Source organism: Crassaminicella thermophila (genome assembly GCF_008152325.1).
Taxonomy (GTDB): domain Bacteria; phylum Bacillota; class Clostridia; order Peptostreptococcales; family Thermotaleaceae; genus Crassaminicella_A; species Crassaminicella_A thermophila.
Genome location: NZ_CP042243.1, coordinates 2,268,146 through 2,293,412, shown reverse-complemented (window position 1 = coordinate 2,293,412; position 25,267 = coordinate 2,268,146). Strand labels below are relative to the sequence as shown.

The 25,267-nt window shown below is 30.5% G+C and carries 28 protein-coding genes, 1 pseudogene and 2 riboswitches; of the genes and pseudogenes, 20 read left to right on the top strand and 9 right to left on the bottom strand.

Annotated features, from left to right (window positions below; translation table 11 throughout):
* Positions 1–31: 31 nt before the first annotated feature.
* From FQB35_RS11615 to FQB35_RS11600, 4 genes are all read left to right on the top strand, one after another.
* The gene (locus tag FQB35_RS11615; RefSeq protein ID WP_148810054.1) at positions 32–1,384 is read left to right on the top strand and encodes a rhodanese-like domain-containing protein; all 1,353 of its coding nucleotides are present in this window, start codon (positions 32–34) and stop codon (positions 1,382–1,384) included.
* Between the two features lie 81 nt (positions 1,385–1,465).
* Positions 1,466–1,915 carry a hypothetical protein gene (locus FQB35_RS11610; RefSeq protein ID WP_148810053.1) on the top strand — a complete coding sequence of 150 codons (450 nt, stop codon included), beginning with the start codon at positions 1,466–1,468 and terminating at the stop codon, positions 1,913–1,915.
* A 220-nt stretch (positions 1,916–2,135) separates the two neighbouring features.
* A complete protein-coding gene (gene glnA / locus FQB35_RS11605) occupies positions 2,136–3,470 on the top strand; it encodes a type I glutamate--ammonia ligase (RefSeq protein WP_148810052.1) in 1,335 nt (444 codons plus the stop codon).
* A 26-nt stretch (positions 3,471–3,496) separates the two neighbouring features.
* The gene (locus FQB35_RS11600) at positions 3,497–4,072 is read left to right on the top strand and encodes an ANTAR domain-containing response regulator (RefSeq protein WP_148810051.1); all 576 of its coding nucleotides are present in this window, start codon (positions 3,497–3,499) and stop codon (positions 4,070–4,072) included.
* 48 nt (positions 4,073–4,120) lie between these two features.
* On the opposite strand, the gene FQB35_RS16295 is transcribed toward FQB35_RS11600, so the two are convergent.
* The 3 genes from FQB35_RS16295 to FQB35_RS11590 are packed head-to-tail and all read right to left on the bottom strand — an operon-like array spanning position 4,121 to position 5,704.
* Positions 4,121–4,612 carry a DMT family transporter gene (locus tag FQB35_RS16295; protein ID WP_231701788.1) on the bottom strand — a complete coding sequence of 164 codons (492 nt, stop codon included), beginning with the start codon at positions 4,610–4,612 and terminating at the stop codon, positions 4,121–4,123.
* Positions 4,613–4,621: 9 nt separating this feature from the next.
* On the bottom strand, positions 4,622–4,978 hold the full coding sequence (locus tag FQB35_RS16290; protein ID WP_231701787.1) for a DMT family transporter: 357 nt from the start codon (positions 4,976–4,978) through the stop codon (positions 4,622–4,624).
* 18 nt (positions 4,979–4,996) lie between these two features.
* Positions 4,997–5,704 carry a FadR/GntR family transcriptional regulator gene (locus tag FQB35_RS11590; RefSeq protein WP_148810050.1) on the bottom strand — a complete coding sequence of 236 codons (708 nt, stop codon included), beginning with the start codon at positions 5,702–5,704 and terminating at the stop codon, positions 4,997–4,999.
* Positions 5,705–6,099: 395 nt separating this feature from the next.
* Between FQB35_RS11590 and FQB35_RS11585 the strand changes: the two genes are divergently transcribed.
* From FQB35_RS11585 to FQB35_RS11575, 3 genes are read left to right on the top strand one after another with little or no spacing between them, the layout of a single operon-like run.
* Complete coding sequence (locus FQB35_RS11585) at positions 6,100–7,557, top strand: NAD(P)/FAD-dependent oxidoreductase (protein ID WP_148810049.1); 1,458 nt, start codon at positions 6,100–6,102, stop codon at positions 7,555–7,557.
* Entirely contained in the window at positions 7,557–8,795 is a 1,239-nt protein-coding gene (locus tag FQB35_RS11580) for an NAD(P)/FAD-dependent oxidoreductase (RefSeq protein WP_333473033.1), read from the top strand. The genes FQB35_RS11585 and FQB35_RS11580 overlap by 1 nt, the downstream gene beginning before the upstream one ends.
* Positions 8,795–9,196: a DUF1667 domain-containing protein gene (locus FQB35_RS11575; protein ID WP_148810048.1), complete on the top strand. Its 402-nt coding sequence runs from the start codon at positions 8,795–8,797 to the stop codon at positions 9,194–9,196. Before FQB35_RS11580 ends, FQB35_RS11575 begins: the two co-directional genes overlap by 1 nt.
* Before the next feature lie 188 nt (positions 9,197–9,384).
* Here the strand turns inward: FQB35_RS11575 and FQB35_RS11570 are convergent, their stop codons facing one another.
* A complete protein-coding gene (locus FQB35_RS11570; protein ID WP_148810047.1) occupies positions 9,385–10,125 on the bottom strand; it encodes a FadR/GntR family transcriptional regulator in 741 nt (246 codons plus the stop codon).
* A 194-nt stretch (positions 10,126–10,319) separates the two neighbouring features.
* On the opposite strand from FQB35_RS11570, the gene FQB35_RS11565 reads away from it, so the two are divergent.
* Both FQB35_RS11565 and FQB35_RS11560 read left to right on the top strand, forming a co-directional pair.
* On the top strand, positions 10,320–11,588 hold the full coding sequence (locus FQB35_RS11565; protein WP_148810046.1) for a nickel pincer cofactor-dependent isomerase, group 22: 1,269 nt from the start codon (positions 10,320–10,322) through the stop codon (positions 11,586–11,588).
* 288 nt (positions 11,589–11,876) lie between these two features.
* Entirely contained in the window at positions 11,877–13,271 is a 1,395-nt protein-coding gene (locus tag FQB35_RS11560; RefSeq protein WP_148810045.1) for a sodium/glutamate symporter, read from the top strand.
* A gap of 71 nt (positions 13,272–13,342) precedes the next feature.
* On the opposite strand, the pseudogene FQB35_RS16285 reads toward FQB35_RS11560, so the two are convergent.
* Positions 13,343–13,453 (bottom strand): annotated as a pseudogene (locus tag FQB35_RS16285) (L-serine ammonia-lyase, iron-sulfur-dependent, subunit alpha); the annotation flags it as partial.
* A 384-nt stretch (positions 13,454–13,837) separates the two neighbouring features.
* Here FQB35_RS16285 and FQB35_RS11550 point away from each other — a divergent pair.
* The 6 genes from FQB35_RS11550 (at position 13,838) to FQB35_RS11525 (ending at position 16,793) form a co-directional block, all read left to right on the top strand.
* Positions 13,838–14,146, top strand: coding sequence for a biotin/lipoyl-binding protein (locus FQB35_RS11550; protein WP_148810044.1), 309 nt, complete (start codon positions 13,838–13,840; stop codon positions 14,144–14,146).
* Between the two features lie 16 nt (positions 14,147–14,162).
* Positions 14,163–14,402, top strand: a complete 240-nt coding sequence (locus tag FQB35_RS11545; protein ID WP_148810043.1) for a hypothetical protein — start codon at positions 14,163–14,165, stop codon at positions 14,400–14,402.
* 128 nt (positions 14,403–14,530) lie between these two features.
* On the top strand, positions 14,531–14,746 hold the full coding sequence (locus FQB35_RS16050; RefSeq protein WP_207707298.1) for a hypothetical protein: 216 nt from the start codon (positions 14,531–14,533) through the stop codon (positions 14,744–14,746).
* Positions 14,747–14,779: 33 nt separating this feature from the next.
* Positions 14,780–14,980, top strand: coding sequence for a hypothetical protein (locus FQB35_RS11535; RefSeq protein ID WP_148810042.1), 201 nt, complete (start codon positions 14,780–14,782; stop codon positions 14,978–14,980).
* A gap of 713 nt (positions 14,981–15,693) precedes the next feature.
* Positions 15,694–16,095, top strand: a complete 402-nt coding sequence (locus tag FQB35_RS11530) for a hypothetical protein (protein ID WP_148810041.1) — start codon at positions 15,694–15,696, stop codon at positions 16,093–16,095.
* A gap of 335 nt (positions 16,096–16,430) precedes the next feature.
* Positions 16,431–16,793 carry a hypothetical protein gene (locus FQB35_RS11525; protein WP_148810040.1) on the top strand — a complete coding sequence of 121 codons (363 nt, stop codon included), beginning with the start codon at positions 16,431–16,433 and terminating at the stop codon, positions 16,791–16,793.
* An 88-nt stretch (positions 16,794–16,881) separates the two neighbouring features.
* Here the strand turns inward: FQB35_RS11525 and sdaAA are convergent, their stop codons facing one another.
* Positions 16,882–17,757, bottom strand: coding sequence for an L-serine ammonia-lyase, iron-sulfur-dependent, subunit alpha (sdaAA, locus tag FQB35_RS11520; protein ID WP_148810039.1), 876 nt, complete (start codon positions 17,755–17,757; stop codon positions 16,882–16,884).
* 4 nt (positions 17,758–17,761) lie between these two features.
* Positions 17,762–18,442: an L-serine ammonia-lyase, iron-sulfur-dependent subunit beta gene (gene sdaAB / locus FQB35_RS11515; RefSeq protein ID WP_148810038.1), complete on the bottom strand. Its 681-nt coding sequence runs from the start codon at positions 18,440–18,442 to the stop codon at positions 17,762–17,764.
* Between the two features lie 193 nt (positions 18,443–18,635).
* Between sdaAB and FQB35_RS11510 the strand changes: the two genes are divergently transcribed.
* From FQB35_RS11510 to FQB35_RS11500, 3 genes are all read left to right on the top strand, one after another.
* Complete coding sequence (locus FQB35_RS11510) at positions 18,636–19,337, top strand: DUF4163 domain-containing protein (RefSeq protein WP_148810037.1); 702 nt, start codon at positions 18,636–18,638, stop codon at positions 19,335–19,337.
* Positions 19,338–19,473: 136 nt separating this feature from the next.
* On the top strand, positions 19,474–20,280 hold the full coding sequence (gene proC / locus FQB35_RS11505; RefSeq protein ID WP_148810036.1) for a pyrroline-5-carboxylate reductase: 807 nt from the start codon (positions 19,474–19,476) through the stop codon (positions 20,278–20,280).
* 93 nt (positions 20,281–20,373) lie between these two features.
* A riboswitch (SAM riboswitch) is annotated at positions 20,374–20,476 on the top strand.
* A 71-nt stretch (positions 20,477–20,547) separates the two neighbouring features.
* The gene (locus FQB35_RS11500; protein WP_148810035.1) at positions 20,548–21,870 is read left to right on the top strand and encodes a Na+/H+ antiporter NhaC family protein; all 1,323 of its coding nucleotides are present in this window, start codon (positions 20,548–20,550) and stop codon (positions 21,868–21,870) included.
* 47 nt (positions 21,871–21,917) lie between these two features.
* Here FQB35_RS11500 and thiE read toward each other — a convergent pair whose 3' ends face one another.
* Positions 21,918–22,547 (bottom strand): thiamine phosphate synthase, encoded by a 630-nt coding sequence (gene thiE, locus FQB35_RS11495; RefSeq protein ID WP_148810034.1) that lies wholly within the window; start codon positions 22,545–22,547, stop codon positions 21,918–21,920.
* On the bottom strand, positions 22,540–23,346 hold the full coding sequence (thiD, locus tag FQB35_RS11490; RefSeq protein ID WP_148810033.1) for a bifunctional hydroxymethylpyrimidine kinase/phosphomethylpyrimidine kinase: 807 nt from the start codon (positions 23,344–23,346) through the stop codon (positions 22,540–22,542). The genes thiE and thiD overlap by 8 nt, the downstream gene beginning before the upstream one ends.
* A gap of 288 nt (positions 23,347–23,634) precedes the next feature.
* Here thiD and FQB35_RS16275 point away from each other — a divergent pair, with 288 nt between their 5' ends.
* Positions 23,635–23,922, top strand: a complete 288-nt coding sequence (locus FQB35_RS16275; RefSeq protein ID WP_231701786.1) for an IS110 family transposase — start codon at positions 23,635–23,637, stop codon at positions 23,920–23,922.
* Positions 23,923–24,402: 480 nt separating this feature from the next.
* On the top strand, positions 24,403–24,858 hold the full coding sequence (locus FQB35_RS16270; RefSeq protein ID WP_231701785.1) for a transposase: 456 nt from the start codon (positions 24,403–24,405) through the stop codon (positions 24,856–24,858).
* 187 nt (positions 24,859–25,045) lie between these two features.
* Positions 25,046–25,154, bottom strand: a riboswitch (TPP riboswitch).
* Positions 25,155–25,267 lie beyond the last annotated feature (113 nt).

Genomic DNA, 25,267 nt, shown 5'->3' with positions numbered 1-25,267 from the left:
ATGTTCTTTAACATTTGAAGGGGGAAAAATCATGAAAAAAAGAGGTAAAATACTATCATTTATGATTTTATTACTTATTTTTACTGCTTTTACAGGTTGTAAGGCGAAAACAATAGAATCAGGGCAAATTACAGAAACAGCAGAAAGGACAATATCTACAAAAGAACTATCAGAAAAATTAGGTAGTCCTGAGTTTGTAGTTGTAGATGTGCGTAGTGAAGCTCAATATAATGGTTGGAAGCTTGAAGGGGAAGTAAGAGGAGGACATATAAGAGGGGCTGTGGATTTTCCACTTTCTTGGACAAATGATTTGAAAAAAGAAGATTTAAAAGACTTATTAGAATCAAAGGGTATTACTGCTGATAAAACAGTTGTCCTTTATGATACATTAGGAGACAAAAGTCCAGCTATGGCAGAGATTCTGAAAGGTTTAGGATATGAAAATATACTCGTTTACGAAGCTGGAATGATGGAATGGGCAGGGAATGATACCCTTCCAATGGATAAGTTAGCAAATTATGAAAAATTAGTATATCCTGAATGGATTAATGCTTTAATTAAAGGAGAAAATCCTGATACTTACCCAGGAAAAGGTTACAAAATATTTGAAGTAAGTTGGGGAGAAGGAAAAGAATATAAAGAAGGACATATTCCAGGAGCTGTTCATTTAGATACAAATGAACTAGAAGAAGAACCACTATGGAACCGTGTTTCTGACAAAGATATAGAAAAAATGCTTTTAAGAAATGGTATTACCTATGATACAACAGTTGTATTATATGGTAGTGATACAACAGCTGCAGCACGTGCTGCATCTATTATGATGTATGCAGGGGTAGAAGATGTGAGAATTTTAAATGGTGGATTTGGTGCATGGACTGAGGCAGGTCTTGATATAGAGACAGAAGTACAAAGCCCTGTTCCGGTAGAAGCTTTCGGAATAGCTGTACCTGCTCATCCAGAGTATATTATTGATACAAAAGAAGCAAAAGAAATCTTAGCAGATGAAAATGCAGAGCTTGCTAGTGTACGTAGCTGGGAAGAATATATAGGAGAGACTAGTGGTTATACATATATTAAACCTAAGGGACGTATAGCAGGTGCTACATGGGCTCATGCAGGATCTGATCCATATCATATGGAAGATTATAGAAACGTCAATAACACAATGCGTAACTATCATGAAATCGCAAAGAATTGGGAAGATTGGGATATTACATCAGATAAAAAAGTTGCCTTTTTCTGTGGAACAGGTTGGAGAGCAAGTGAAGCGTTTTTTGATGCTTATCTAATGGGTTGGGATAAGATTGCTGTATATGATGGTGGTTGGTATGAATGGAGTATGGATGAAGCCAATCCAGTAGAAACAGGAGAACCTAAATAAGGATATATAAACAGGGAAAATAGACAACACTTATTGTAGGATAGGGGTTGTCTTTTTCCTGTTTAGTATAGGAGGTAAGATATGAAAAGAAGAGATTTAGGAGCAATTATAATTGAATCTGTTATGCCTATTTTATCTTGGATATTTTTAGCCATGACTATTGGATTAAAAAGATTTGCTGAAAATAGCATGGGTATACAGCGTGACTTAATCGTAAGAAATAAGCTATTGAATACAAGCATTTTAAAAGAAAATCTATTATCTATTTATAAATGGAGTCTACTCATAGGGATTGGTATTTGTATCATTTTATTTTTTATTTTCATGAAAAAGAATATTAAAAATAGATTATGGATGAAATATTTAATAAAAACTGTAAGTGCAAGTAGTTTAGGAATATTAATTATTTTATATTATGAAAAAGTATCTTCTTTGGCCTATCCATGGATGACTTTAGGTATATTAATTGTAGTGGTTATTCAATATATCCGCATGGTCTATAGTGTATATAAAATTTTGACCACTCGATAAAAATATAATAATTATTCAATAACCTATAGAAAATAAATTTGAAAAATATCTTGAATAAATCATGAAAAGAATATATAATAATATGTAATAAAAATTAAATAAATTTTGGGCAACGGCGTCCACTTTCATGGGGAATTAAATATTCCTTATGTTGTGGTCGCTTTTTTTTTATTATTGTTTATAAATATTTCAAATGATAAGAATAAAAGGAGGAGATTTTATGAATAGTAATTATAGCAAGGAAGAAATTTTAAAAAAAGCAAGAGAATTGGAGCTAGAGTTTATTCATTTGCAATTTACAGATATTTTAGGTGTTATGAAGAATGTTTCTATAACAATTGAACAGTTAGAAAAAGCATTAAATAATGAAATTATGTTCGATGGTTCATCTATTGATGGTTTTGTAAGAATTGAAGAATCAGATATGTATTTAAGACCAGATTTATCAACGTTTGTTGTATTCCCTTGGACACACCATGCAAAAGAAGCAAGAATAATATGTGATGTATATAAAGCAGATGGTACACCTTTTGATGGATGTCCAAGAAATACATTGAAAAAAGTATTGAAAGAAGCTCATGATATGGGTTATATTATGAATGTCGGACCTGAATGTGAGTTTTTCTTGTTCCATACAGATGAAAGAGGAGAGCCGTCACTAGAAACTCATGACAATGCAGGATACTTTGACCTTGCTCCAATTGATCTAGGTGGAAATGCAAGAAAAGACATGACTATTACTTTAAAGCAAATGGGATTTGAAATAGAAGCATCTCATCATGAGGTAGCACCTGGACAACATGAAATTGATTTTAAATATGAAGATGCTTTAAGAACAGCTGATAATATTATGACTTTTAAGATGGCTGTAAGAATCATTGCACAAAGACATGGACTTCATGCTACGTTTATGCCAAAGCCTAAATTTGGTATTAATGGTTCTGGAATGCATATTAACTTGTCTTTAGCAACATTAGACGGGAAGAATGCTTTTTATGATGAAAATGATCCAATGCAGTTATCAAAAACAGCTTATTACTATTTAGGAGGAATCATAAAGCATGCAAGGGGATTTGCTGCATTAACAAACCCTACTGTAAATTCATACAAAAGATTGGTTCCAGGATATGAAGCACCAGTTTTGATTGCTTGGTCTGCAAGTAATAGAAGTCCGCTAGTAAGAATTCCAGCAAAGAGAGGAAACTCTACAAGAATCGAGATCAGAAATCCAGATCCATCAGCTAATCCATATTTGGCGTTAGCAGCTATTTTAAAAGCAGGTTTGGATGGTATTAAAAATAAAATAGATCCTCCAGCACCTGTTACAAGCAATGTTTATCATATGGATGAAGTTGAGAGAAAAGAAAAAGAGATAAAGAGTCTTCCAGCAAACTTATATGAAGCTATTTGTGAGCTATCTAAAGATGAAGTAATAAAAGAGGCTATAGGAGATCATATATATGAAAAATTTTCAAATGCAGCTATGTATGAGTGGAATGAGTATTCAAAATATGTTTCACAATGGGAGCTTGAGAGATATTTAAGAAAGTTTTAACGATTAGCTAATTTCGGAGTGGTTAAATGGATGAGTATAGGGTTGTAGTTGCAGATAGTAGCGAGAGTTCTAGAAAACAGATTTGTAGGCTTTTAAATAAAAAAGGATATAAAATATATGAAGCAACAGATGGGGCAGGAGCTATAAGAATTTCAAGAAGTATATTTCCAGATCTTGTTATAATGGACATGAATTTATGGGGAATTAATGCTTACGAAGCTGCTCGTATTATAGAAGAAGATAGATTATCAACTGTACTCTTTATTACAAGTAATCCAAATAAGACATTCTATGAGAAATTAGAAAATATGAATGTTTTTGCTTATATTATGAAACCAATTAAAGCAGATCAGTTATATCAAATGATAAAGTTTGCTATTATGAATTCAAATAAGATAAAGTTGTTATCGAAAAAAATAGAAAAACTTGAAAATACTTTACAGAGTAGGAAAAAAGTTGATAGAGCAAAAGGATTCCTAATGGAAAAACTAGGAATAAGCGAGGAAGAAGCTTATAAACTATTAAGAAGGAAAAGTATGGATGCATGTATAGCAATAGATAAGATGGCTGAAAAAATTATTGAACAGTATAAAAAAAAGTAGAGCAAAATTTTGCTCTGCTTTTTTGATTGGATAATAAATATTTAAAAACTACTTTTTTTCATTTTGCTTTTTCTTTTTCATAAAATCCAGTTTTGTTTCTGTAATAAAGATACCTAAAAATATGATTATACAGCCTATGAGCATTTTTAGAGTCAGTATTTCACCTAATAGTATTATGGCTAATATGGTGCCAAATATAGCTTCTAAACAAAGAATAATCGCAGCGTGAGAAGAAGAAGTATATTTTTGAGCTACATTTTGAACTGTATAGGCAAAAACAGTACAGGCTAATGATAAGTATACAACTGCCTTCAGAACAGAAGCTTGGACATGTATTGGAAAGGGTTCAAATAATAAAGCGGATATTGTAAAAAGAATTGCTGTTACGGCAAATTGTATAATACTTAAAACAATAGGTTCTTTATCTTTAGAAAAATATCCAATAGAGGTGATATGACAGGCAAAAAATAGAGCGCAGAGTAGTGTTAAAAGATCTCCTTTATTAAAAGTATTTAAAGAAAAAGATTTGTCTATTGTCAAAAAACCTATTCAAATGATTGCTAAAAAAGCACCTATGAAAGAATATAGATCTGGTCGATTTCTATGTACAATCCATACTAAAAAAGGAACCATAACTACATTTGTACCTGTCAAAAATGCTTGTTTAGATGCAGTGGTATAAATTAAGCCAATGGTTTGAAGTGCTAAAGCAATATACAAGAATATGCCAATGATGATACCTGAAATAAAATCTTCTTTTGTAGTTTTTTTTAGCTTTTTATAAAAGATGATTGCTAATACAACGGTTGCTAATACAAATCGCATCGCCATAAGTCCTAAAGGCTTTGTTTCAGACAAAATATCTTTAATGACAACAAAGGTTGAACCCCAAACCAATGCTACCATTTTTTTAACTGTTTATATTTATAAGTTTTCAATAATACCATAAGCATGGTTAAGATGTTCTTCTAGTATTTCTCTTGCTTTTTTTTCATCTCTAGAAAGAATAGCTTTATAGATTAAATTATGTTTGTAAAGAGCATTTTCTTTTTCCTTATAAGATAACATTCCATTGATTTTTTCTAATAGATCATAAATTAATGTGCTAAGTGTTTGCATAAGTTTATAACATAATTTATTCTTGGCACAACTTAAAATTGCCATATGGAATGCATGATCTAATTTGGTAAAATTTTTTATATCATCTTTAGGTAATTTGTTCATTTCATCAAGGATATTTTTAAGCTTAATAAAATCATCTTCAGTTCCTCTTAAAGCTGCAAATTTAACCATTTCTAATTCTATAGCTTTTCTAAGCTCAAAAAGACTTTTATTGCTTGTTTTTTCAAAGGTTAAAATATAAATAAGAGGAAAATACTCTTTATTATCTTTTGGATTATTAATGACAATCCCTTTTCTAGGTGCTACCGTAACAATATTCAAAAATTCCATAACCCTTAAAGCTTCTCTTAAAGTAGGACGGCTAACATTTAAAATTTCCATTAGTTCAGCTTCATTATAGAGCTTTTCTCCATATTCAAGTTGCCCGTTAATAATCAAATCAATTAATGTTTCAATGATTTGAAAATATGCTTTTTTGTTTTTGATAGGTTTGATGTCTAATTTACCCATAATGGTCACCTCATTTATAAAATTCTTCGTATGATCTATTAACTCCTTTTATTTTTATATTATTTAATCTACTAATAAATATTTATAGCCTCAAAATATCATTTATATAAGTATATTGTTCATTTTATTATGGTACTAAAAACATAAGGCAATTCTTTAGAATAATTTAAATTTGAAAAATTTAAAACAAGAACGTTTTAAATTTAAAAAATTATTTGACAAAATAGGATGAAATGGTTAAAATGTAATTGAGTTGATTTAGTTAACTAAATCAACTCAATTAGGTAGTAGTTTTAAATATTGGCATTACATTTTAAATAAAGAAAATGTTTAAAAGAACTATGATTATATTATGAAAAGAAAAACTTTTTAATAAGGAAGGAAGAGGTGAAAAAATGAAACAACAATATGATGTAATTATTATTGGATCTGGAGTAGTAGGAAGTGCAATAGCGAGGGAATTAACAAGATATGAATTTAAAATAGGTGTTTTAGAAAAAGAGCTTGATGTTGTATGTGAAACCAGTGGTAGAAATAGTGGTGTAATCCATGCAGGGTTTAATAATAAACCAGGATCTTTAATGGCAAAGTTCTGTGTAGAAGGTTGTTTGGGGTTTGATAAAGTGGCAAAAGAATTAGATATACCTTTTAAAAGAATAGGAAAACTTGTAACAGGGTTTACAGATGAAGATATGGAAATATTGAAGAAATTAAAAGAACAGGGAGATAAAAATGGGGTACCTGGATTAAGAATAATTTCTGAAGAGGAAATAAAAAAAATAGATCCTAATGTAGCAGGAAAAGTAGCGCTATATTCTCCGATGACAGGAATCGTAAATCCATTTATATATACAATTGCATTAGCAGAAAATGCCTACCAAAATGGCGCAGTATTTTTCTTTGGTAGAGAAGTAGTAGCAATACAAAGAAAAGAAGAATGTTATGAAGTTACAACAAAAAATAATGAAAAATATTATGCAAAATGGCTTATAAATAGTGCAGGACTAAATTCTGACCAAATAGCAAGAATGGTAGGAATAACAGATTATACAATTTATCCTTGTAGAGGAGAATATTTTATTCTTGATCAAAAGGCAAGTGCATATCTTAAAGTACCTGCATACCCAGTACCAAACAAAAAAGAAGGGGGTTTAGGGGTACATCTTACACCAACAATTGATGGCAATGTGCTTATTGGACCAAGTGCAGAATATTTAGATGAAAAGGATAACTATGCAGCAACAAAAGAGGTAATGGATAAACTTGTTGCAGAAGGAACGAAAATATTACCGCAAATTAAAAGAGAACATTTTATCAGAAATTTCTCAGGAATAAGGCCTAAATTAGTAGAAAAAGAAACAGGTGGATATGCAGATTTTGTAATAGAACAAAGAGAAGAAATTCCAAATATGATTAACCTAATTGGAATAGAATCACCAGGACTAACAAGTGCAGTACCAATTGCAAGATATGTAGTAGAAAAAATGAAACAAAAAGAAGAACTAAAAGAGAATCAAAACTTCAATCCAATAAGAAAAGGAATATTAAATTTTACAGAACAAACAGATGAAAGAAAAGCAGAATTAATAAAAGAAAACCCTAACTATGGAGAAATCATTTGCAGGTGTGAGTCAATAACAAAACAAGAAATATTAGAAGCAATTCATAATCCATTAGGAGTAGAAACGGTAACAGGAGTAAAGAATAGAACAAGAGCGATGATGGGAAGATGTCAAGGAGGATATTGTCAAACAAGAATTGCTGAACTAATTATACAGGAAAAACAAAAAAAAGTAGAAGAAGTAATATACTCAAGACAACAAGGAAAAATGTTTGTAGGGGGTGTAAGATAATGAATATTATAAAAAAGGATGCAGTAATACTAGGAGGAGGACCTGCAGGATTAGCGGCAGCTTTGAAATTAAAAGAAAAAGGCATAGATAATATTATTATATTAGAAAGAGAGAAAAAAACGGGAGGAATTTTAAGACAGTGTATTCATGATGGATTTGGAATTGTAAGATTCAAAGAAGCATTAAGTGGACCAGAGTATGCTGACAGATTCGTACAAGAAGTACAAAGACAAAATATAGAAGTACAAACAGAAGCAACTGTTATTGGTTTAACAAATGATAAAATTGTTACAGCAGCAACCAAAGAAGGTTTGAAAAAATATCAAGCAAAAGTAGTGATACTTACAATGGGATGTAGAGAAAGAACAAGAGGAGCAATCAGTATCCCAGGAACAAGACCAGCAGGAGTGTATACGGCAGGAGTAGCGCAAAGCTATATAAACTTAAAAAATATCATGATAGGAAAGAAAGTAGTTATCTTAGGTTCAGGAGATATTGGACTCATTATGGCAAGAAGACTTACTTTAGAAGGAGCAGAAGTACTTGCTGTAATAGAAAAGCAGCCATATCCAAGTGGACTTCCTAGAAATATAGAGCAGTGTTTAAATGATTATAATATTCCTCTTTATTTAAGTCATACAGTAACTAATATTCAAGGGAAAGAAAGACTAGAAAGTGTAACAGTAAGTAAAGTAGATGAAAAAGGGCAAGCAATAGAAGGAACAGAAAAAGAATATAATTGTGATACATTAATATTATCTGTAGGCTTAATACCTGAAAATGAATTATCACTACAAGCTGGCGTAGAGCTTCATCCAAGAACAAAGGGTCCGATAGTAGACGAAAATCTACAAACAAATGTTGAAGGGATCTATGCAGCAGGAAATGTATTACATGTACATGACCTAGTAGATTTTGTATCCATTGAAGGAGAAAAACTTGCAGAGTCAGCAGCAAAATATATAAAAGGTGAAAAAGGATATGAAAGTATCATACCAGTAACAACAGATCATACAATAAATAATGTGGTACCTCAAAAAATAAGTGGAGAACAGGATGTAGAAATATCACTAAGGGTAAGTAAGCCATCTAAAGATGGGCAAATAATCATGCAACAAGGGAATAAAGTAATTATGATGAAGAAATTTAAAAAATTAAATCCGGCAGAAATGATACACATAAAACTCAAAAAAGAAGAAATACAAAGTAAAGAAGAAATTAAGGTGGTGGTTGGGTAATGAAAAGAGAATTTACATGTATTGTTTGTCCGAATAGCTGTGAGTTGGTAGCAGAAATAGAAGGTAAAGAGATAAAATCTATTGAAGGTGCATTATGTAAAAGAGGAGACGAATATGTAGTACAAGAAATAAAAGACCCTAAAAGAACTATTGCTACATCTGTAAAAGTAATAGATGGTGAAATTCCTCTTGCAAGTGTAAGAACAACAAAACCGATACCAAAGGATAAAATATTTGAAGTAATGGAAGAAATTAAGAAAGTTAAAGTGCAAGCACCTGTACAAATAAATCAAGTTATTATTGAGAATGTTTTAAATCTTGGTTCTGATATTATTATTACTAAGTCTGTAGGCATACAAAAATGTATCGAGCGCGTAAATAAAGAGGTAGTAGCTTCCTAATTTTATTCTTTAGGAAATTATAAATATCTTAAAATTGTGGATTATTGAGGAATGATAATTTTTTTAGTTTTTAAGCAACGGAAATCTCGAATGAAATTAAGAGATTTCGTTGGCGATATGAGTAGTTGTGAGAGCAACATGCGAATTTTTAATATTATGAAAGCCTGTAAATAGCTAAAGAAAACTATTTATAGGCTTTTTATATGGTTAGAAAAAGCATCTGGAAGTTTTTCAATTACCCCATAAGCATGATCAAGATGTTCTTTCATGATTTCTCTTGCAAGTTTTGCATCTCTGTTTATGATTGCTTGATAAATTAAATTATGCTTTTTAAGGGCATTTTCTTTTTCTTCATAGGTTAATGTTTGATCGATTTCTTCTAGTTGACCATAAATTAAGGTTTCGAGTGTATGTAGTAATTTATAACATAATTCATTCTTAGCGCAACTTAAAATATTCATATGGAATGTATGATCTAATTTAGTGAAACTTTTAATGTCATCTTTGGGTAAACGATTCATTTCATCAAGTGTGTTTTTTAGCGTAATAAAATCTTCTTTTGTTCCTCTTAAAGCTGCAAATCCAACCATTTCTAATTCTATGGATCTTCTAAGCTCAAAAAGACTTCTTTTACTTGTTTTCTCAAAGGTTAAAATATAAATTAAAGGAAAATATTCTTTGTTATCTTTTGGGTCGTTAATGACAATACCTTTTCTAGGTGCTACCGTGACAATATCCAAAAATTCCATAACTCTAAGGGCTTCTCTAAGTGTAGGGCGACTAACATTCAATATTTCCATTAGTTCAGCTTCATTATAGAGTTTTTCTCCATACTCAAGTTGTCCATTAATAATCAAATTAATTAAGGTTTCAATGATTTGAAAATAAGCTTTTTTATTTTTAACAGGTTTTATATCTAGTTTTTGCATAATTGTCACCTCATTAGTATTTAGTATATTTATATCAAATTTTAATCATTTGTTCAAGTGAAATGCGTATAGAGAAAGTAAAATATTTACAAAGTATTTTAGAAAAGTTAGAATAGTATTAAGTATAATGAATTAACTAAAAATATTCAAGTAATATGTCACTGAAATTTTCAAAATTGGGGGTATATATAAATATGAGTGTGATTGATGAACTGTTAAAAGATGTTCCCTTACCGAAAATAGTCAAGGTAAAACAAAAGTTTTTACGTCCAAAGTTAGAAAATATTAAACATGAAATAAGATATCAAATAAAAAATAAAAATGTTTTATCAAAGATACAAAAAGGACAAAATGTAGCGATTACTGCAGGAAGTAGAGGGATTGCAAACTTACCTTTGATTTTAAAAGAAATTGTTTATTGCATAAAAGAAGCAGGGGGAGATCCTTTTATTGTTCCAGCAATGGGAAGTCATGGGGGAGCGAAAGCTGAAGGTCAAAGAGCAATCCTTGAAAAAATGGGGATAACCAAATCGTATATAGGAGCTCCTATAAAGGCAACTATGGAAGTTGTTAAAATTGGAGAAACGAATACTGGATTACCTGTGTATATAGATAAATTTGCAAATGATGCAGATGCGCTTATAGTTGTTAATCGTATAAAGCCACATACATCATTTAGAGGGAAAGTAGAAAGTGGGTTGATGAAGATGATTACCATAGGCTTAGGGAAGCAAAAAGGAGCTGAAATTTGCCATAGCTTAGGATTTGGAAGAATGGCAGAAAATATTTTATACATTGCTAGAGAAGTGATAGAGAAAAAAAATATTATATTTGGGGTAGGGATTGTAGAAAATGCGTATGATGAAACTGCCAAAATAGCTGTTCTACAAAAAGATGAATTTGAGACAAAGGAAGCTATCTTGCTTGAAGAATCAAAAAAATACATGTCTAAAATTCATTTTGATAAGTTTGATGTTTTAGTTATTGATGAAATTGGTAAAGACATAAGTGGAACAGGAATGGATACAAATATAATCGGAAGATATCACACGCCTTATGCTACAGGAGGTCCCCAAATTACAAAAATGGTTGTGTTAGATCTTACAGAAAAAACCCATGGCAATGCAAATGGGATAGGCATTGTAGATTTTACTACAAGAAGAGTTTTTAACAAAATGAGTTTAGAGCAAACTTATCCTAATTCGATTACTTCAACAGTACAAGAAAGTATAAAAATTCCGATGATACTTAATAATGATAAATTGGCAATCGCTGCAGCTATAAAAACTTGTAATATAAAAGATCAAACAAAGGTAAGGCTGATCAGAATAAAAAACACAAAATATTTAGATGAAATATATATATCAGAAAGTCTCTTAAAAGAAGCAAGTTACAATGAGAATATACATGTTATAGGAGAATTAGAGACTTTTCACTTTGATAAGAATGGGAATCTACTATAAAAACTCTGGTAAAGATTACATACCAGAGTTTTTATTTTGATTTTTATTAAAAATTACAAAAAATAAATAAATTCAAACAATAAAAAACATATTGACAAATGATTGTGAAGAAGATAAAATATCACTAAGTAAATTTAGTTAACTAAATTAATACATATAACTTAATATATATATTCAAAAACATGTAATATAAACTATATATTTTTTAAATTAAAATTATTTCATCATTAAGAAAGGAGGGAAGCATTTATTTAATACAAATTCATAATAAATAGAGGGGGATAGCAAATGAATTTTAATCCATGGACTTTGTTTTCAGATTTCTGTATCATGTCTGCTTTATTAGTATTGGGGTTAATATTACGTGCAAAACTGAAATTATTTCAAAAATTTTTAATACCAGCTTCTTTAATAGCTGGATTTATAGGTTTAGCTTTAGGACCAAATGGTTATAACATCTTACCACTTTCTAATAGATTAGGGACTTATGCAGGTATTTTGATTGTAGTAGTTTTTGCTGCTATGCCCATAGGAGACAAACCTTCAAAAAAGCAACTTTCAGGACCAGCTTTAGGTGGAATGTTTTTAAATGTTACAGGTATTGCTATTGCGCAATATGGATTAGGAATGGCATTTTCATTGTATGTATTGAATCGTTTTTGGAATCTTAATTCAGGCTTTGGCTTAATGCTTGCTACTGGATTTTATGGAGGACATGGAACTGCTGCTGCAGTAGGGTCTATTTATAAGGATTTGGGATGGAATGATGCTTTAGGATTAGGTATGACTTCTGCAACAGTAGGAATTATAGGCGGGATTATTATGGGGATTATCATAATAAATTGGGGTACACGTAAAGGATATACTCATTATGTGGGCTCTCCAAAAGACTTACCTAAAGAATTAAGAACAGGCTTGATTTCTTTAGAAGATCAACGTCATGGAGGAAAAATAACAGTATCTAGCATATGTGTTGATCCTATGGCATTTCATTTGGCCTTAGTGCTTTTAGCATCATTAGGGGGATACTATCTTTCAAAATACATCACTTCAATAATACCACGACTTAAAATTCCTGCATTCTGTTTAAGTTTACTTTTTGGTTTTATTATTCAATTTGTGTTATCTAAAACTGATTCATTAAAGTATGTAGATCGCTATACAATATCAAGAATCAGTGGAATTGCTACAGATTACTTGATTATTGCTGGAGTTTCATCAGTAAAGCTTTCACTTGTTGCTACATATTTATTACCATTAATTTTACTATTTTCTTTTGGATTTTTGATCAATTGGTTATGGTTCTTATGGGTAGGCGCTCGCTCTTCACAAGAAGACTGGTTTGAACGTAATATGATGGCATTTGGACATGCAAGTGGTGTAGTAGCTACAGGGATATTGTTGCAAAGAGTTGTTGATCCAGATCTTAAATCACGAGGAATGGAAGATTCAGGAATTGCTGACATTTTCAATCGCCCTATTATCATTGCATTACAAGTTATTCCACCATTGTTATTGGTTAACGGAGGGATGTGGCCTCATATTGTTACATGGGTATGCATTGGTGCAGTTATAGTGATGCTTTTCATTTCTAAAAAGTTACATTGGTGGAATCCTTCGGCGGAATTAAAAGTATATAATTGTGCGAAAAGTAATTTTGAAAATCAACAACAGGTAAGTTAGCTTTTGTGAATACAATTAGAAGAGGAATTCTTTTTTATAAAGGATTCCTCTTCTAATTGTATTCTTAAAATCTATTCTCCAAAAACTTGTTTTTTCAATAAAAGTCCTGTTGGGGTAACAGCAAGTCCACCTAATGCTGTTTCTCTTAGGGAGCAAGGAAGACTTTTACCGACTTCATATAGATAAATTTAAATATACAGGAGATGATTAGAATGAAATATAAAATTATGTCATTATGTATAAGTTTTTTTGCATTTCTTTTTTAAAATCTGGACTGGCGTATTAGTTTTAATGGTACCTACAGTAGAATTTAAAACTGGAGATGAAACTATCGGTTTGTTTAATCGGTTTGTGGGACTTTTAAAACTTCAAAGAGGATTAATATTAAACATATTCTTGCATCTATAATATATACATTGTTTAGGTATATTAGGAGCTTTTTATTTTAAGGTTTTGATAGATGAAATACTAAATGACCTTATTAAGCAAAAAGGAAAGTATTATGATTTATGGAAAGAACAGCTTCCTAATAATGAATTAGTAAGTATACAAGGAGAATATACGGCATGAAGTATGTGATACAGGATATAAGAGAAATGACTGATAGTAGGGAATTACTAGAAAGCAAACCCCATCCATTTACAATTATATTCATATACATATTAATAAGTATTTTGCTCATAGGTCTTATATGGTCTTATTTTGGGGAAATAGATGTGGTAGTAAAAGCTCAAGGAGTAGTAAGGCCAAACAAAAGGATAAGTACCATAAATAATATGATTAATGGAAAAGTAAAAGAAGTTTATATAGAAGAGGGGAAGAAAGTTAAAAAGGGAGAAATTTTATATACTATAGATTATAAAGATAGGGGATAAGGTTAAATACAACTTTATGGCATTACCTTATAAGGAATATGGTGAGCTAACAGGTAAGATTACTAAAATAGCAGAGGATGTAAAGCCAAGTAAGGATAATAAAAGCTTTTATCTAGTGGAGGCGGATATAGAGCTTGTTGGATACAATGATGAGAAAAAGAAGATAAAGGTAGGAATGGTCTGTGAAGCTAGGATTATAACAAAGACAAAGAAGATACTTTATTATTTACTTGAAAAGATTGACCTAAGAGTGTAGCCATTAAATCAAGATAAATCTTGATTTAATATATAGTATTTTTCTGATATCTGTCCCGAGGTAGAAGAAAAGTACAGAACCTTTTTACGGGAGAAAAGGGAATATGAGATTAAAGGGAGGAAATTAAAATGATGAAAGAAATGAATATGAATGAAATAATGGAAGTTAATGGTGGAAATAATTTTGTTGATGCTTTAGCTGGGACTCTTGAGATTGCAGCAGCTCCTATTGTAGTTGCAGCAGGTGCAGTTGTAGGTGGTCCAGTAGGAGTAGCTGCTGGTGTTGTTGCTGCTGGTGCAATGGTAGCTGATGGTGTTTCACATATAATTGATGCAACATCTTAATTCTAAAATATATTGTAGAAAGGATATGATATTATGAAAAATTTAGAAATACAAGAATTAATGAATGTGAATGGCGGAAAGGTGCATTCATGGGGAGATCTTATAATAGGGGGAGCTAAAGTAATTGCAGGTATTGCTGGAACAATGGTTCCAGACCCTATATCAACAGCTGCCGGTGTTGCAGCAATAGCTAGTGGAACAGCTGATATCATTGATGCATTTGATGCGGAGTAAAATATTAATGAAATATATAAAAAGATTTATAACTAATTTAGAAACAAAAGAAAAAATTGCTTTACTATTATGGATAATATCACTATTGTCCATAATAGTATTCTCAATTATATCTATAAAACATTCGAACTATGATTTTTTTAAAAATATAATTGGTATAGTAATTATGAATTTAACATTCATTATCTCATTTGTTCTAAGAAAAAGAAAATAAAAATTACTAAATAATTAGGTATTCATATTCTATGAATACCTAATTATTTAATATAATACTATATCAAGGTGAATTATAGGGATCAGGTTTGAATAAGTGAATAACCTTTGGAAGAATAAAAGAAAAAAAGAGGTGTTTTCATGATAAGAAAACATAGAATTCATTGCAATGGAGATATCTATCATAGAGAAAATAATATAGAGGAAATAATACTTATTTACACTTACTAGGGCTAAAAATAGTTTATGATAAAGAAAAATATAAAAAGTTGATAGATGAATTTATAAAGTATAGAATTTATGTTAATCTAAAAGTGGTTCTTTCCATAGATAGTTGAAAAATGTAATATTATCATAGACAAAGCTAGTATATTTCTAGAAAGCTAAATAAATTTGATACGAATTTCAATTAACATTAGAAAGAACCATGTTGAAGATGAACTGTCCCTGCAAGCTACAAGCTATAATTTATCTGTATTTAAAAAGAGGAGGTCAAAACAATGAAATCCAAGGATAAAAAATATAACATAAAAATAGCAATTACTATAAATATTGTAATGATAGTGATTTTAGGGATTTATATGAGTAATTATTATTCGAAAATTAATATGATTTTTTATATTATTCTAAGTATGTACTTGGTATTATTAAGTTATTATGAAGTAAAGTTAAAAAGAAACAAGAATGTTTTAAGTGATGATATAAGTAGTCGAAAAATAATATTAATAGTGGGGCATATACAAGCTTGCATTGTATCATCAATATCATTTATACAAAACTCTAATAGAAATTATTCATATAAATTTATTATGTTTGTAATATTTTCGGTAATATTTACTTTTATTATATACTACATAAATATATACATGAAAAAAATGTTAATAAATAAATTTAAAAATTAAAAAGAATTATTTATCCTAACAAGTTATAGCAAATGAAAATATGGTTGCAGTGATGACCATAGCTGGATTTATAAGTTTTCTAATCTACATACTATTATTAAAAAAATAAAGAGAAGAATTTATGGTAAATATGTAATTTTGAAAAAGTAAACATGGAAGTATATCCATATATAATACAGATAAATTATAGATTGATTTTTATAATTAGTGGATAATGAAGAATTAGTTGGATGTTTGTTGTAATTGTAAATACATGGATATAAAGTTATTATTAGACAAAATTTCATATACATAGTATAATAGAACAAACTTTAATACAAAGGTGGAATGATTCTATGCATCTTATTGAAATTATAATGCCAATAGTAGCATTAGTAATAATCTTACCTTATTTATATCCTGCAATATTATTACCTAAAATAATTTTACATCTAGCTTCAGGAGAATACACATCTAATATGAAACTTCTATATAAAGATTTTAAGAAATCTATACTTTTTCTAGTATTAGATGGTTTGTTATGGTATCCTATAATCTTTATAGGAAGTATGTCAACAGATGCACCCAGTACAGGTAGTTTTCATATTAGCATAGTTCAATTTTTGATGTATATTCCAGCTACTGCAATAATCTGTGTATTTATTACAATCATTACAATCATAATAGAATCTATAAAATCAAGAACTAAGCAAAATTGATTATATTTATTGCTAATTTTAAAGGAGTATATAGTTATGCAAGAATATTTATTAGTTATTATGGGTATTGGGGTTTCATTTTTAATACTTATTCTCCAAAAACTTGTTTTTTCAATAAAAGTCCTGTTGGGGTAACAGCAAGTCCACCTAATGCTGTTTCTCTTAGGGAGCAAGGAAGACTTTTACCGACTTCATACATAGCTGAAACAACATCATCAAAAGGTATGTAGCTTATGATTCCACTCATAACCATGTCAGCTGTAGTAAGGGCAAGTACTGTTCCAGATGCATTTCTTTTGGCACATGGGATTTCTACAAGTCCTGCTACCGGGTCGCAAACTAAACCAAGAATGTTTTTAATAACTATAGCAGCAGCATGCAATGCTTGTTCTACTGTTCCGCCCATCATTTCTACGATTGCAGCTGAAGCCATTGCAGCAGCAGAACCGCACTCTGCTTGACATCCTCCTTCAGCACCAGAGATTGTAGCATTTTTAGCGATAATAATTCCAACACCAGATGCAGTTAATAAAGCTTTTACCAAATCATCTTCAGATTTATTCAATCTTTCACCAGCAGATATAATAACTGCAGGTAAAATACCACATGATCCAGCTGTTGGAGAAGCAACGATTTTTCCCATTGCTGCATTTACTTCTGAACAAGAAAGCGCTCTAGCCATGGCTTTTACCATGAATTTTCCTGTTAACGTTTCTTTTTCTTCTGCATATGCATTTAGTTTAAAGGCATCCCCTCCAATTAAACCACTTACTGATTGGATTTTATGGTTAAGGCCATCTTCTGCTGCGTTTATCATAACTTTTAAGGAATTTCTCATTTTTTCAAATATTTCTTCTATGCTTAAGTTACTTTCTTTTGTTTCAGATTCTAAAGTATATTCCCAGATTGTACATTTATTTTTCTGACAAATTTCAATTAACTCTTTGCCGGAGTTTACAAACATAATTTTATTCTCCTTCCATCATAGGGTTTAGGATTTTAATATATTCAATAGCTGATAGGTCTTTGATTTTTTTTATGATTTCTTCAGATACAATAGCATCGGTTTCGATAACCATAGTTGCTTCTAATCCTTTTTTCTTTTGAAATACTTTCATATTTCCTATATTTATATTTTTTTCAAATAGTACTTTGCTTATATGCCAAATAACACCAGGAACATCTCTGTGTTTTGTAATAATTGTTGGATTATCTCCTGTAAATTCTACTTGTGTCCCATCAATATCAAATATTAAAATATTTCCTCCACCTACAGATGAACCAGTAATTTCTGATATACTACCGTCTTTTTTTGTAATTACAAACTTTACTGTATTTGGATGAACATTTCCTAAATCTGTTTCTATAAATTCAAATTCAATTCCTTTTTTTTCAGCCCATGTGAATGAATCTTTCAGTCGTTCATCCCAGGGATTCATTTTTAATATACCAGCTACTAAAGCGCGATCAGTACCATGTCCTTTATAAGTTTTTGCAAATGAACCGTGAAGTAGGAATGTAACATTTTTAATGTTGCCTCCAGAAATAATGCGTGCTGTTTTTGCTAATCTTGCAGCTCCTGCGGTGTGCGAACTTGATGGACCTATCATTATGGGGCCAACGATATCAAATATACTATATTGCTTCACTTTTATTCCACTCCTTACTATTAGAAAGGGATTAAGTTTGTTGAATTATTATTTACATTTTATCACAGATATTAGCTTTGTCTATAGTATAATCTTTGACAATACTAGGATGATCTTGTAACCATATTGTAACTATTTTTAAAAAGTATTATGCTATAATACACTAGGCAGTAAAGAATAAGGAGGAATAAAATTGAAATACAAAAAAATATTATTGTGTACAATAATAGCTACAGGATTAGTGTTAAGTGTAGGATGCACAAAAGAAGTTGAAAATAATAAAACCTCTACAGAAACAGCTGTTGATGTTTCTGAGAAAAAAAGTGAAGCAAGCTATGATATTGTAAAAAAATCTATAAAGAATGATTATGTAGAAGTGTATTATCCTCAAATAGAAAATATGGCTGGTGAGCTTATTATGGATTATATTAATCAAGACTTAGAAAATGCTTTGAAAAATCATATAAAAGAGGCCACAGAACTAAAATCTAAATTGGTTATTGATTATGAAGTAACATACAAAGGAGAGGATATTTTAAGTATAGTGTTTAAAGGAACTCAAAAACATGAGGGCGGAGAATATAAAATATTATATGCAATCAACTTTGACTTAAAAACAAGCAATAAAATCTTTGCAAAGAATTTGATTAAACCAGATGAAAGTGCAAAAAATGCAATCAATGAATTATTAAAGGAAGCTGCAAAAGACAATAAAACTATGAAACATGAATTTACAGGCTTTGGAGATTGGATGGGGGTATACTTTACAGATGATGCATTAGTATTTTATTATTTGGAAGATGATATGTCTACTGATTATGTAAAACTATCAATATCAAGAGATGAGGCAAAACCTTATTTAAATACAGAATTTGGAGAGCGTCCAGCTAGTTAATATAATAGAAAGATCACTACTTAGGTGATCTTTTATTTTTTTGCGTGCTATTAGAAAAGTAATTTTATGATTATGATGATATAATAAAAAATAATTAAAATAAAAGATTTGATTTTTAAAATAGGAGGCTAAAAGTATGAGTAAAACAATTGGGTTCATAGGATGTGGAAATATGGGACAAGCTATGATTGGAGGAATTATTCAAGCAAATATTTTTTCTTCTGAAAATATCTTGGTAGGGGATGTAAATGAAAAAAGTTTAGAAAAAGCTGCTGAAAAATATGGTATAAAAACTACTACAGATAATAATGAAGTGGCAAAAATTGCTGATATATTAATATTATCTGTAAAGCCTAACTTATATCCAGTTGTGATTAAGCAAATAAAAGATGAAGTAAAGAAAGATGTAATAGTTGTAACCATTGCTGCAGGAAAGTCCATAGAAGGAACAGAGAAAATGTTTAAAAGAAAAGTAAAGGTTGTAAGAGTTATGCCAAATACACCAGCTCTTGTAGGAGAAGGAATGTCTGCAGTATGTGCAAATGAAGCTGTAACAAAAGAAGAATTAGATGAAATTATTAACATATTTGAGAGTTTTGGTAAAACTGAAATTGTAAATGAAAAATTAATGGACGTTGTAACCTCTGTAAGCGGCTCATCTCCAGCTTATGTATATATGTTTATTGAAGCAATGGGAGATGCGGCAGTTTTAGATGGTATGCCAAGAAATAAAGCATATAAAATGGCTGCACAAGCGGTACTTGGTGCAGCAAAAATGGTATTAGAAACAGGAATGCATCCAGGGGTATTAAAAGATATGGTTTGCTCTCCAGGAGGAACAACCATTGAAGCTGTAGCAACCCTTGAAGAAAAAGGACTTAGAACAGCAGTAATTTCAGCTATGAGAAGTTGCACAAAAAAATCTATTGAAATGTCAAAATAATGTTATATGTATGGTAAATATTGAAAAAATTTTTATATTGACTTTGAATATAAAATTTACTATACTACAATAGTGCGTAAAATTAAATAGTACTTCTTATCAAGAGAGGTGGAGGGACTGGCCCTATGAAGCCCGGCAACCTAAAACATTTGTTTTGTGGTGCCAATTCCAGCAGGTACAACCTGGCAGATAAGAATAGAATATTACTTCTTGCTTATCTGCAAGGAGTTTTTTATTTTGCAAAATTTTTTATAGGAGGAAATGTAAATGAAAAAAAACAATCAAAAAGGAAACCCATGGGCATTGTTGCCTCTAGCAGTTTTTTTAGTAATGTATCTTGTAACATCAATTGTCATAGGTGATTTTTATAAAATGCCTGTGAGTGTAGCTTTTTTAGCAGCAACTATTGTTGCAGTAGCAATGAATAAAAAGGTTAGTATAAATAAAAAGGTTGAGGTGTTTTGTAAGGGAGCAGGAAATAGTAACATTATTCTTATGTGTATTATTTTTATTTTAGCAGGAGGTTTTGCACAAGTAGCAAGAGATATGGGAGCTGTAGATGCAACTGTAAATTTAGGTCTTAGTATTTTGCCAGGAAACATATTAATTGCAGGAGTATTTATTATAGGATGTTTTATTTCATTATCTATAGGAACATCTGTAGGAACTATTGTAGCTTTAGCTCCTATGGCAGTAGGGATAGCTGAAAAAACAGGAATTCCTATGGGGCTTGCATTAGGAGCAGTAGTAAGTGGTGCCATGTTTGGGGATAACTTATCAATGATTTCAGATACAACAATAGCTGCATCTAGAACACAAGGTTGTGAAATGAGAGATAAATTTAAAATGAATTTTATTATAGTAGTGCCAGCAGCAATTATTACAGCAATTATATTTACATCTATGAATATAGGGAATACTCTAGCATTAGAGGGTAGCTATGATTATAGTATAATAAAGGTATTTACGTACTTGGTAGTTTTAATTGCTGCGTTAATAGGAATAAATGTTATGATTGTTTTAGTTGGAGGGACTTTATTTGCAGGAATTGTAGGTATATTTACGAATGCTTTTGATATATGGGGATTTGTACAGGCTATCGGAAAAGGAATAATGGGTATGTCTGAAATAATAATTATATCTTTATTAATTGGTGGAATGGTTGAAGTAATAAAATATAATGGAGGAATTGATTTTATACTAGACTTTATTACAAGCAATATTCGAAGTAAAAAAGGTGCAGAACTAGGTATAGCTATATTAGTAGGCTTAGTTGATATTTGTACTGCTAATAATACAATTGCCATTGTTATGGCAGGACCAATTGCAAAGGATATAGGTGATAAATATGAAATAGATCCTAGAAGAGCTGCTAGTTTATTAGATACTTTCTCATGTTTTTGTCAAGGCGTTATCCCTTATGGTGCACAGCTTCTAGTGGCAGCTAGCGTAGCAGGAATTTCATCATTTGAAATTATGAAATTCCTATATTATCCATATCTTATGGGTATATGTGCATTAATTGCAATTGCACTTGGAATTCCTAATATTAAGAAAGCATCTTTAAAAGTATTAAATGTAAATAACTAGATTTATAAAAGCCCCTAATATTTTAGGATACTAGGGGCTTTCATTATTTAAACAATATCAAATAAATGCTTTAAGCTTTTAGTAGCTTCTTTTGGATTTTTTTGATCTAATATTGCAGAAACTACAGCAATTCCGTCTACGCCACGGTTTATAATCTCAGAAGCATTATCTAAAGTAATACCACCAATACCTATAATAGGAATAGATACAAAAGATCGAATAGTATTAAATTCTTTTTCTGAAATGACTTTTGCATCTTCTTTTGTATTTGTAGGAAATACTGCTCCCACACCGAGATATGTAGCACCATTATTTTGGGCATTTAACGCATCTTCAACAGTTCTTGCAGAAATACCAATTATTTTTTTTGGACCTAAAATTTTTCGCGCAATAGTTAAAGGTAAATCGTTTTGACCTAAATGAACACCATCGGCATCAACAGCTTGAGCAATGTCTAAACGATCATTTATGATAAGGGGAACATTATATTTTTTACATAATGTTTTCATCTTTAATGCGTGTTCATAAAAAACTTTAGAAGAAGATTTTTTTTCTCTTAATTGTAAGATATTTATGCCACCCTTTAAGGCTAATATAACCTTTTCATAAAGGGTATCAAAATCCATTTTGGAATCATCTGTAACTAAATAAATGGCCTTATCGATTTTATTATTCATATTGTATACCTGCCTTTTTATAAAGTTCATAGAAATGATGGGTTGGGCCTACTCCTTTTCCAATAGGGAATCCATGCAATATTGCAGTTGTAATATATTCTTTTGCTGCTTTTACAGCTTTGGTCATTGGGAATCCTTTTGCTAAATTAGCAGTAATAGCTGATGATAAGCTACATCCAGTTCCATGTGTATGGGTTGTTTTGATTCTTTCTTGTTTAAATGAATAAAAATTTTTTCCATCATATAAAATATCTGTTGCAGTATAAGCTAAGTGGCCACCTTTTACTAATATATAGTCTGGACCAAGACTATGTAAATCTTTTGCTGCTTGCTTCATAACTTCTAGGTTTTTTATTTTATAGCCTAAAATTTCTTCTGTTTCTGGTAAATTTGGAGTAATTAAAGTAGCCATAGGAAATAATTTTTCAATAAGTGCTTTTTTTGCTTCTGGTTTTAATAAATTATATCCACTTTTTGAAATCATAACAGGATCTAAAACCAATGGAGGTAATGAATATTTTTTTAGTGTCTTTGCAATCACTTCAATAGTTTCTATTTTAGAGACCATGCCAATTTTGATTGCATGAACAACAATATCATCAAAAATTGCCTCAATTTGATTAGCGATGATTGAAGGATTCATATCTTCAACATCAAAGACTCCTTGGGTATTTTGAGCTGTAACAGCTGTAATGACACTCATACCAAATGTAGCATGAGCTGAAAATGTTTTTAGATCCCCTTGGATTCCTGCACCACCGCTGCTATCAGATCCTGCAATAGTTAAACAATGTTTCATTGTATTTCTCCTTGTATACTATATTTAGGTTAATAAAGGCAACCTATAATCCTTTATTAGCTGAAAGATTATACAAAAAAGAGTATAATCAAAATATTAGATAGAGTGATGTCGTAGTCTCCTTGAGGTAAGACCTCGTACTTGAAAGACTGACACCTCTGTCTGATAAACAGATTACGAATAAGTTGGATGTTGACTAATAAGTTTAGTACTTCGAATATGCAACAAGGCGGTAACGTTTATCAGATTAGAGGAACTATCTAAAATAAATTTATAGTGGTGATGGAAATGTTTTATTTAGGTATTGATATTGGAAAAAACAATCATGTAGCTTCGCTAATAAATGAAAAAGGAAAAATTATTTTTAAGGCTTTTTCCTTTTCAAATACTACAAATGGTGGTGAAAGCTTAATTACTAAGTTAAACAATTTCATTAGATCTGTTAATGATGTTGAAATAGGTATGGAAGCTACTGGTCACTATTGGTTATCCATTTACTCATTTCTTGTGGAAAAAGGTTTTGTCATTCATGTTGTAAACCCTATCCAAACTGATGGTTGGCGTAAAAGGTATTGAAATCAGAAAGCGTAAAAACAGATATCATTGATTCTGTTTTTAATTGCAGATCTTATTCGTTATGGTGATTTTTCTGGAAACTTCCTTAGCCGATGAAAAATACCATATCACTTCGCAACCTTTCTCGCTTTTAGAAACTATCTCATCAGTTCTATAGGTGACCTTAAACGTAAAAACCATTTGTGTCTTAGACCAAGTTTTTTTCCTGAATATCAATCTATCTTTTTCTGATATTTTTTGGACAAACATCAAAAGGAAATTTTTGCTTCATTTCAGCTCTCCAAGTGATTTCGAAAAATATTTCATCTGAAAAAGTTAGACAAAAGTTTTTATCTGAAATCACTATGAAAAAAAATTTGCTACTAATAAAAATCAAACAACTTTCTCGTGTAGCTAAAAAAATTCTTTTTGGTATAAGCTTTTTGTTTAGATAGCTTTTGCTCTTCAATTAAAAACTATTAATTGAGCAGATTAACTTTATTGAAAGTCAGGTCAAAAGATATAGAAAAAGCAAATAAACACTTTTACTTGATAAAAATCAATTCTCCTATTACTACAATACCTGGTATTGGCAACGTAACAGCTGCAACTATACTTGGCGAAATAGGTGATATCTCAAGATTTTTCAAACCCTTCAAAAGCTTGTTGCTTATGCTGGAATTGATGCTTCTGTTTCACAATCTGGTGAATATCAAAAGTACAAATAACAAAATGAGTAAACGTGGATCGCCCTATCTTAGAAAGGCTCTCTTTAGTGCTGCTTTAGTTACCTCTAACTGTGACCCTGTTTTTAAAGCTTTTTACCAGAAGAAACGTTCAGAAGGAAAACATCACCTAACGGCTATTGGAGCTGTCGCTCGTAAACTTTGCTACACAATTCATGCTATTTTAAAAAATAATTGTCCTTATGAGGTGAGACTACCTAATAACGAGTAATTGATATTATTTCCCATATTTTTACTTATACTTGCCTCACGCAGGTCTTTTTGTCATGCATTTTTATTCACCAATTTAATTAAAATTTTTTCTTTTTTACTATTGACTTTTTATAGTTGGTCTTTCTTAAGTTTCAAAATAAAAAAGCACAAATCCAGCAAGGATTTGTGCAGTATGTTTTCTAAAAGTAATAAAAACATTGCTTCCCTACGCTGGCATTATCCAGGTCAGGTCAAGGGTCAAAGAATCAACATTCTTACTCTCAGCTGGTTTTACCAACTCCCCTAGCTTAAAGAATATCTTGTTTGACTTTATGATACTACTATTTCAAAAGACTTACAAGGATAAATTTTGAGAGAAAAAAAGAAATACTATTGGTTTGAATAGAATGAATGGATTATAATATATG

Bases quoted from the DNA above. Each gene is read 5' to 3' on its own strand.
- FQB35_RS16275 (WP_231701786.1), top strand. From the start codon at position 23,635: ATGTTTTATTTAGGTATTGATATTGGAAAAAACAATCATGTAGCTTCG.
- FQB35_RS11590 (WP_148810050.1), bottom strand. From the start codon at position 5,704: ATGGGTAAATTAGACATCAAACCTATCAAAAACAAAAAAGCATATTTT.
- FQB35_RS11560 (WP_148810045.1), top strand. From the start codon at position 11,877: ATGAATTTTAATCCATGGACTTTGTTTTCAGATTTCTGTATCATGTCT.
- FQB35_RS11610 (WP_148810053.1), top strand. From the start codon at position 1,466: ATGAAAAGAAGAGATTTAGGAGCAATTATAATTGAATCTGTTATGCCT.
- FQB35_RS11580 (WP_333473033.1), top strand. From the start codon at position 7,557: ATGAATATTATAAAAAAGGATGCAGTAATACTAGGAGGAGGACCTGCA.
- FQB35_RS11575 (WP_148810048.1), top strand. From the start codon at position 8,795: ATGAAAAGAGAATTTACATGTATTGTTTGTCCGAATAGCTGTGAGTTG.
- FQB35_RS16290 (WP_231701787.1), bottom strand. From the start codon at position 4,978: ATGGTAGCATTGGTTTGGGGTTCAACCTTTGTTGTCATTAAAGATATT.
- FQB35_RS11570 (WP_148810047.1), bottom strand. From the start codon at position 10,125: ATGCAAAAACTAGATATAAAACCTGTTAAAAATAAAAAAGCTTATTTT.
- FQB35_RS11600 (WP_148810051.1), top strand. From the start codon at position 3,497: ATGGATGAGTATAGGGTTGTAGTTGCAGATAGTAGCGAGAGTTCTAGA.
- FQB35_RS11615 (WP_148810054.1), top strand. From the start codon at position 32: ATGAAAAAAAGAGGTAAAATACTATCATTTATGATTTTATTACTTATT.
- FQB35_RS11565 (WP_148810046.1), top strand. From the start codon at position 10,320: ATGAGTGTGATTGATGAACTGTTAAAAGATGTTCCCTTACCGAAAATA.
- FQB35_RS11535 (WP_148810042.1), top strand. From the start codon at position 14,780: ATGAAAAATTTAGAAATACAAGAATTAATGAATGTGAATGGCGGAAAG.
- proC (WP_148810036.1), top strand. From the start codon at position 19,474: ATGAGTAAAACAATTGGGTTCATAGGATGTGGAAATATGGGACAAGCT.
- FQB35_RS11585 (WP_148810049.1), top strand. From the start codon at position 6,100: ATGAAACAACAATATGATGTAATTATTATTGGATCTGGAGTAGTAGGA.
- FQB35_RS11500 (WP_148810035.1), top strand. From the start codon at position 20,548: ATGAAAAAAAACAATCAAAAAGGAAACCCATGGGCATTGTTGCCTCTA.
- FQB35_RS11545 (WP_148810043.1), top strand. From the start codon at position 14,163: ATGGCATTACCTTATAAGGAATATGGTGAGCTAACAGGTAAGATTACT.
- thiE (WP_148810034.1), bottom strand. From the start codon at position 22,547: ATGAATAATAAAATCGATAAGGCCATTTATTTAGTTACAGATGATTCC.
- glnA (WP_148810052.1), top strand. From the start codon at position 2,136: ATGAATAGTAATTATAGCAAGGAAGAAATTTTAAAAAAAGCAAGAGAA.
- FQB35_RS11530 (WP_148810041.1), top strand. From the start codon at position 15,694: ATGAAATCCAAGGATAAAAAATATAACATAAAAATAGCAATTACTATA.
- FQB35_RS11550 (WP_148810044.1), top strand. From the start codon at position 13,838: ATGAAGTATGTGATACAGGATATAAGAGAAATGACTGATAGTAGGGAA.
- FQB35_RS16050 (WP_207707298.1), top strand. From the start codon at position 14,531: ATGATGAAAGAAATGAATATGAATGAAATAATGGAAGTTAATGGTGGA.
- FQB35_RS11525 (WP_148810040.1), top strand. From the start codon at position 16,431: ATGCATCTTATTGAAATTATAATGCCAATAGTAGCATTAGTAATAATC.
- sdaAA (WP_148810039.1), bottom strand. From the start codon at position 17,757: ATGTTTGTAAACTCCGGCAAAGAGTTAATTGAAATTTGTCAGAAAAAT.
- thiD (WP_148810033.1), bottom strand. From the start codon at position 23,346: ATGAAACATTGTTTAACTATTGCAGGATCTGATAGCAGCGGTGGTGCA.